General features: G+C 67.6%; 8 protein-coding genes. 7 read left to right on the forward strand and 1 reads right to left on the reverse strand.

The genetic code is table 11. From position 1 onward, the window contains the following. Nucleotides 1-123 precede the first annotated feature (123 nt). Entirely contained in the window at nt 124-906 is a 783-nt protein-coding gene (locus ACE3P6_RS01210) for a crotonase/enoyl-CoA hydratase family protein (RefSeq protein WP_374391150.1), read from the forward strand. 172 nt (nt 907-1,078) lie between these two features. Here the strand turns inward: ACE3P6_RS01210 and ACE3P6_RS01215 are convergent, their stop codons facing one another. Next, a complete protein-coding gene (locus ACE3P6_RS01215; RefSeq protein ID WP_374376217.1) occupies nt 1,079-1,258 on the reverse strand; it encodes a hypothetical protein in 180 nt (59 codons plus the stop codon). 163 nt (nt 1,259-1,421) lie between these two features. Here ACE3P6_RS01215 and ACE3P6_RS01220 point away from each other — a divergent pair, with 163 nt between their 5' ends. The 6 genes from ACE3P6_RS01220 to ACE3P6_RS01245 all read left to right on the forward strand — a co-directional run. Then, nucleotides 1,422-2,195 (forward strand): oxidoreductase, encoded by a 774-nt coding sequence (locus ACE3P6_RS01220; protein ID WP_374391151.1) that lies wholly within the window; start codon nt 1,422-1,424, stop codon nt 2,193-2,195. Further along, nucleotides 2,195-3,097, forward strand: coding sequence for a MurR/RpiR family transcriptional regulator (locus tag ACE3P6_RS01225; RefSeq protein ID WP_374391152.1), 903 nt, complete (start codon nt 2,195-2,197; stop codon nt 3,095-3,097). The genes ACE3P6_RS01220 and ACE3P6_RS01225 overlap by 1 nt, the downstream gene beginning before the upstream one ends. Continuing rightward, the gene (locus ACE3P6_RS01230; protein WP_374391153.1) at nt 3,094-3,819 is read left to right on the forward strand and encodes an SDR family NAD(P)-dependent oxidoreductase; all 726 of its coding nucleotides are present in this window, start codon (nt 3,094-3,096) and stop codon (nt 3,817-3,819) included. Before ACE3P6_RS01225 ends, ACE3P6_RS01230 begins: the two co-directional genes overlap by 4 nt. Continuing rightward, nucleotides 3,812-4,960, forward strand: a complete 1,149-nt coding sequence (locus tag ACE3P6_RS01235) for a Gfo/Idh/MocA family protein (protein ID WP_374391154.1) — start codon at nt 3,812-3,814, stop codon at nt 4,958-4,960. The genes ACE3P6_RS01230 and ACE3P6_RS01235 overlap by 8 nt, the downstream gene beginning before the upstream one ends. A gap of 10 nt (nt 4,961-4,970) precedes the next feature. Then, nucleotides 4,971-5,885: a sugar phosphate isomerase/epimerase family protein gene (locus tag ACE3P6_RS01240; RefSeq protein ID WP_374391155.1), complete on the forward strand. Its 915-nt coding sequence runs from the start codon at nt 4,971-4,973 to the stop codon at nt 5,883-5,885. Nucleotides 5,886-5,918: 33 nt separating this feature from the next. Next, nucleotides 5,919-6,589 (forward strand): substrate-binding domain-containing protein (locus ACE3P6_RS01245; protein WP_374391156.1); only part of this gene is annotated, 671 nt, incomplete at its 3' end.

Here is a 6,589-nt window from a genome sequence, read left to right on the forward strand (position 1 = left end):
GAAGGGCAATGTCGCGACCGAGGCCGTTGTCGCCTTCCTGCATTCGGAAGGCTTCGCCACCGGCCTTGACCCCGACCGCCTGGCCGAAGCCGCCCGCTTCGCGCAAAGCCTGAGGAGCCCCGCATGACCTGGCAGACGCTCGACCTCCGCACCGATCCGCGCGGGGTGACCTGGCTCACGCTCAACACCCCAGACCGCCGCAACGTGCTGTCGCCGCAGATGAGCGCCGAGCTGACCGAGGCGGCGCAGGCCCTTGGCACCGACCCGACCGTCCGCGTCGTCGTCCTTGCTGGTGCGGGGCCAGTCTTCTGCGCCGGGGGCGACCTTGACTGGATGGCGGCGCAGATCGACGCCGACCGCCCCCAGCGCCTGCGCGAGGCGCGGAAGCTGGCCCAGATGCTGCGCGCGCTGAACGAACTGCCGAAACCGCTGATCGGGCGGCTGCACGGCGGGGCCTTCGGCGGCGGGGTCGGCATGGCCTGCGTCTGCGACGTGGCGATTGCGGCAGAGGGCACCAGGTTCTGCTTCTCCGAAACCCGGCTCGGGATCATCCCCGCGACCATCGGCCCCTATGTCCTGGCCCGGATGGGCGAGGGCCATGCCCGCCGCGTCTTCATGTCCGCCCGTATCTTCGACGCCGTCGAGGCGGAAACCCTGGGCCTCGTCGCCCGCGTGGTGACTGGCGAGGCGCTCGACGTCGCCGTCGAGGCCGAGGTCGCCCCCTACCTCTCCTGCGCGCCCCTCGCGGTGGGGCAGGCCAAGGCGCTGGCCCGTGCGTTGGGGCCGCGGATCGACGATGCGGTAATCGAGGACAGCATCCGCCGCCTCGCCGACGCCTGGGAAGGCCCCGAGGCACGAGTCGGCATCCGCGCCTTCCTGGAAAAGCGCCCGGCCCCCTGGCAGTAGGCCGGGAACACCGCCCGTCCTGACGACAAGCGGGCGCGATAAGCCCGGCCAAAGGGGGCCGGGCTTGCCAGTTTCGGCGCGTTTCAGAAGTTGAGAAAATCCTAACGCCCACGATCATCTTTCTGATTTCATGTGATAATCAGAAAATGTCCACCGTGGACAGGATCGCCGCTCAGCGCTGCTGCGGACCCTTCTGGTCGCGGTCCTGCTGGCCCTTCTGCTGGCCCGGCTGGGCCTCGCCCTGCTGCTGCTTCTGCCGGTCCTGATCCATGTCCGGCCGCTTCTGCCCCGGCTGACCCTGCTGTTGCTGGCCCTGCTGCGGGTTCTGCTGGTTCGGGTTCTGGTTCGCCATCGTTCATCTCCTCATGTCAGCTGGCTAGGCAGGGAAAACCGGCAAGCCCCGGCATTGTTCCCCCTCGATCCGATTTCCGCCCCAGACCGCCGGAAGGGGCTTCCCTGACGGCGGGTCGCGCGTCACGATGGGGGCCAACAGGACAGCCAGGCGCGGAGTCGGCATGGATCTTCAGCTCGCGCGGCAGGTGGTGGTGGTCACCGGGGCAGCCAGCGGCATCGGCGCCGCCATCGCCCGCGTCCTGTCTGCCGAAGGTGTCGGCGGGCTGGTCCTCACCGACCGCAACGCCCCCGGCCTTGCCCGCCTCGGGTCGGATCTGACGACGACAACCCCGGTCGAGACGATCGCCGCCGACCTTTCCGATCCCGCCGCCGCCTCAGCCATCGCCGCCGCTGCCACCAGCCGCTTCGGCCGGATCGACGGGCTGGTGAACGCGGCAGGCCTGACCACGCGCGGATCGTTCGAGACCGGCACGGTCGAGATCTGGGACGAGCTGTTCGATGTCAACGCCCGCGCCGGGTTCTTGCTGATGCAGGCGGCCATCGCCGACATGCGCCGTCGCCGGGCGCCCGGGGCCATCGTCAACATCCTGTCGATGAACGCCTACTGCGGGCTTCCCGAGCTGGCGATCTATTCCGCCACGAAGGCGGCAATGGCGACGCTGACCCGCAATGCCGCCCATGCCCATATGGCCGACCGCATCCGCGTGACCGGAATCAACCTGGGCTGGGTGGCGACCGAGACCGAGATATTGAAACATGCCGGGATGGGTCACGGCCCGGACTGGATGGCCGCCGCCGCTGCGGCAGAGCCCCTGGGGCGGCTGGTCACCGCCGAGGAATGTGCCCGGCTGGCGGCATTTCTTCTGTCTGACGCCTCGGTACCCATGACCGGCGCCATCCTCGACCTTGAACAGAAAGTCGCGGGGGCGATCTGATGGCGGACCTGCCCCCCCGGGATTTCGAAGCCTTGCGCGCGGCGCTGGTCGCCCGGTCGGGCCGTCTGTCGAAGCGGCTGGCGCAGGTGGCGCAGTTCTTCCTGAACCACCCCGAGGAGGTGGCGGTCTCCACTCTCGTCCACCTGGCCGACCTTGCCGCCGTGCCGCCCGCGACGATCACTCGCTTTGCCAAGGAGCTGGGATTCCAGGGCTTTTCCGACCTGCAACTGGTGTTCCGCGAACGGCTTCTGGGGCCCCGCCTGCCCTATGCCGAGCGCATCTCAGGGGCGGGGGACAGCGATCTGGACCAGCCGGGAGTGGTCTTCGGCAGCTTCGTGCAGGCCGCCGTGCAGTCGCTCTTGCGGATCGAGGAAGCGCTGGACCGCGACCAGTTGGCGGCTTGTGTCGAGGTGCTGGCGGCGACGGACGTGGTGCATGTCGCCGCTGCGCGGGGGGCGTTCGGGCTGGGGGCCTATACGGTCTACGGCTTCGGCAGCATCGGGCGGCGGGCACAGCTCATCGACAACATCGGCGCGATGCGGGCGATGCAGGTGGCGGCGATGGGGCCGGGGGATACGCTCCTCGCCATGACCTTCGACGACTACACGCCCGAGACGGTGGAGGTGGTGCGTCTGGCCCATGCGCGGGGCAACCGGGTGCTGGTGATCACCGACAATGCGCTTTCCCCGGTCGCGGGGCTGGCGAGCCATGTGCTGTATGTGAACGAGGCGCGGCTGGGCCATTTCCGCAGCCAGGTGCCCGCACTGGTCGTGGCGCAGGCGATGATCGTCGGGTTGGGGCGCAGGCTGGGTTCGGTTGAGATCACTCAAAATCGGAAAAATGAAAACTCCGTTGCATCGACTCGTCGTTTGGCCAAGGATGGCCGGGGGAGGGCGTCATGATGCACAGCCGGTTCGACTTTGCCGGGGCGGATGTCGTGGTGGTCGGGGCCAGCCGCGCCGGGATCGGGGCGGCGATTGCGCGGGCCTTCCAAGAGGCCGGCGCGTCGGTCGAAATCACCGGGGCCGAGCCGGAACCTGCGCCCGAGGATGCGGGGCGTTTCGGCTATACCCAGCTGGACGTGACCGACGGCGCGGCGGTGAAGGACTTCGCCGCGCGGCACGACAGGCTGGACGTCCTGGTCAACTGCGCCGCCATCACCGCACGGGGCGAGGAGATGGCGCCCGACTTTTTCGCCCATGTGGTGAACGTGAACCTGCATGGCACCTTCCGCATGGCCGAGGCGTTCCATACCCATCTGAAGGCCACCAAGGGGGCGTTGATCAACATCGCCTCGATGTATGCGATGTTCGGCAGCCCGAGGAACCCGGCCTATGGCGCCTCGAAGGCCGCCGTCGCGCAGCTGACCAAGTCGCTGGCGATTGCCTGGGCGGGGGATGGCATCAGGGTAAACGCCGTCGCCCCCGGCTTCATCGTCACCCAGCAATCCGCCCGCAGCCGCACCGACCCGGCGCATGTGGCGGCGGTGAACCTGCGCACGCCGATGGGCCGCTGGGGCCAGCCCGAGGATATCGCCGGGCCGGTCCTCTTCCTTGCGTCCCAAGCCGCCGGGTTCATGACCGGCACCTGCCTTGCCATTGACGGGGGGTATTCCGTTGCCTGAGCTTTCCCAGATCGGCGCTGCCGTCATCGGCACCGGCTTCATCGGCTCGGTCCACCTGTCCACCCTGCGCCGACTGGGCATCCCCATCGTGGGCGTCCTTGGCTCCAGCGCTTCTCGCGGCGCGGAACGGGCAAAGGCGCTGGGGGTGGCGAAGGCCTATGGCTCGCTGGAGGACCTGCTTGCGGACAAGGCGGTGCAGGTGGTCCATGTCACCTCGCCCAACGTCGCGCACTACGGGCAGGTGAAGGCCATCCTTGCCGCCGGAAAGCATGTGATCTGCGAAAAGCCGCTGGCGATGACCTCGGCCCAGTCGGCGGAGATGGTGGCGATGGCGCGGGCCAGCGGCAAGGTGGCGGCGGTCTGCTACAACACCCGTTTCTACCCGCTGAACCAGCACGCCCACGGCATGATGAAGGCCGGGGAGCTGGGTGATCTGCGCCTGATCACCGGGCATTTCCATCAGGACTGGCTGGCCAAGGAAACCGACTGGAACTGGCGGCTGGAGGCCGAGGAGGGCGGGCCGCTGCGGTCGGTCAGCGACATCGGCACGCATTGGGTGGACCTGACGAACTTCATCACCGGGCAAAAGCCCGTGGCGGTGATCGCCGAACTGGCGACCTTCATCAAGGAACGCCAGAAACCCCTCGGCCCGGTGGAGACCTTCACCACCTCGAAAGGCGCCACCGAGACGCGGAAGATCGAGACCGACGACGCCGCCACCATCCTGCTGCGCTACGGCAACGGCGGGCGGGGGATGATGTCGACCAGCCAGGTCAGCCACGGTCGCCGGGGATTGCTCAGCTGGGATATTTCCGGCGCGAAAGCCTCGGCCGCCTGGTCCGCCGAACACCCCGAGGACCTGTGGATCGGCCACCGCGAAGGCCCGAACCAGATCCTCCTCCGCGACCCGTCCTTGATGAACCCGACCGGGGCGGCGGCGGCCTTCATGCCCGGTGGCCACCCCGAGGGTTTCGCCGACACCTGGGCCGCCTTCTTCACCCAGGTCTACCGTGATGTTTCGCGCGGCGGGCGGGGGCCGGACTCCACCTGGGCCACATTCGACGACGGCCATTACGAAATGCTCTTTTGCGATGCGGTCCTGTCCAGCGCCGCCAGCGGAACCTGGGCGACGGTGGGATAGGGAGACAGACATGCAGCTTGGCATCCTCACCGCGCCTTTCGCCGATACGCCGCTCGAACAGGTCGCCGGTTACGCCGCCAGCGCGGGGTTCGAAGCGCTGGAAATCGCCTGCTGGCCGCAGGCGGGCGGCGAAAAGCGCCGCTACGCCGGGACCGCGCATCTGCCCATCGAGGACATGACCCCGGCGCGCGGGTCCGAGATCATGGGGAGGCTGAGGGCCAAGGGCCTTGCCGTCTCGGGCCTCGGCTACTACCCCAATCCGCTCCATGCCGACGCCGCCCACCGCGAGGCCGTCATCACCCATCTGAAGAAGGTGATCACCGCCGCCAGCCTGATGGGCGTCAGGGTCGTCAACACCTTCATCGGCGGCGACCGCAGCCTGACCGTCGACCAGAACTGGACCCGCGCGACCGAAATCTTCACGCCCATCGTCGCCCATGCGAAGGCCAGCGGCGTGACGCTCGCCTTCGAGAACTGCCCGATGATCTTCAGCCACGACGAATGGCCGGGTGGACATAACATCGCTTACGCGCCGCGCATCTGGCGCCGCATCTTCGACACCTGGGGCGAGGCGGTGGGCATGAACTACGACCCCTCGCATCTTGTCTGGCAGATGATCGACGCCAACCGCTTCGTGCGCGAATTCGGATCGCGCATGGTGCATGTCCATGCCAAGGACCTGATGATCGACCGTGACGGGCTGTATGAAAACGGCATAATGTCCGCCGGGATCGGCTGGCAGATTCCGCGGATGCCGGGCCTGGGCGAGGTTGACTGGCAGGATTTCTTCGCCACCCTCTATCGCGCCGGCTACGATGGCCCCATCATCATCGAACACGAGGACCGCACCTTCGAAGGCAGCGACGAGAAAATCAAACGCGGCTTCGCCCTGGCGCGCGACATCCTGCGACCCTACGTCAAGTAGACCAACGACAACCAACGATCTGGGAGGATCACGATGAAAAGACTGCTTCTTGGAACCGCGCTGACCCTCGGCCTGGCCGGGATGGCCGCCGCCGAAGGCTACAAGATCGGCATCTCGAACACCGTGCAGGGCAATGGCTGGCGCGAAGAGATGGTCTGCGCGATGAAGGCCGAGGCGCTGGCCTCGGGCAAGGTGGAAAGCCTGAACATCGCGCACCGCAACACCGATGCGGCGGGCCAGCTGGAAGACATCCGCAACCTGATCCAGGCCGGGGTGCAGGCCATCGTGGTCAACCCGGCGAATGCCGACGGCATCAATGCCGCGATCAAGGAAGCCACCGACAAGGGCATCGTCGTGGTCGCCGTCGACCAGGCCGTGACCGAGCCTTCGGCCTATATCCTGTCGAACAACCAGGAGGAATACGCCTATCTGGGCGCCAAGTGGCTGTTCGAGACGATGGGCGGCAAGGGCGCCGTCGTCTACATGCGCGGTGCTGCGGGTGCGGGCGCGGACAATGACCGCGACAAGGGCTTCAAGCGCGCGATGGCCGAATATCCCGACATCACCGTCGCGCAGGAGGTCTTCACCGGCTGGCAGCAGGACCAGGGCAAGCAGCAGATCAACGACATCATCGCGGCTGGCGTGCCCTTCCAGGGCATCTGGACCTCCGGCATCGACAACGTGATCGTCGACGCGCTGGTCGA

This window comes from Tabrizicola sp. (assembly GCF_041911175.1).
GTDB lineage: Bacteria > Pseudomonadota > Alphaproteobacteria > Rhodobacterales > Rhodobacteraceae > Tabrizicola.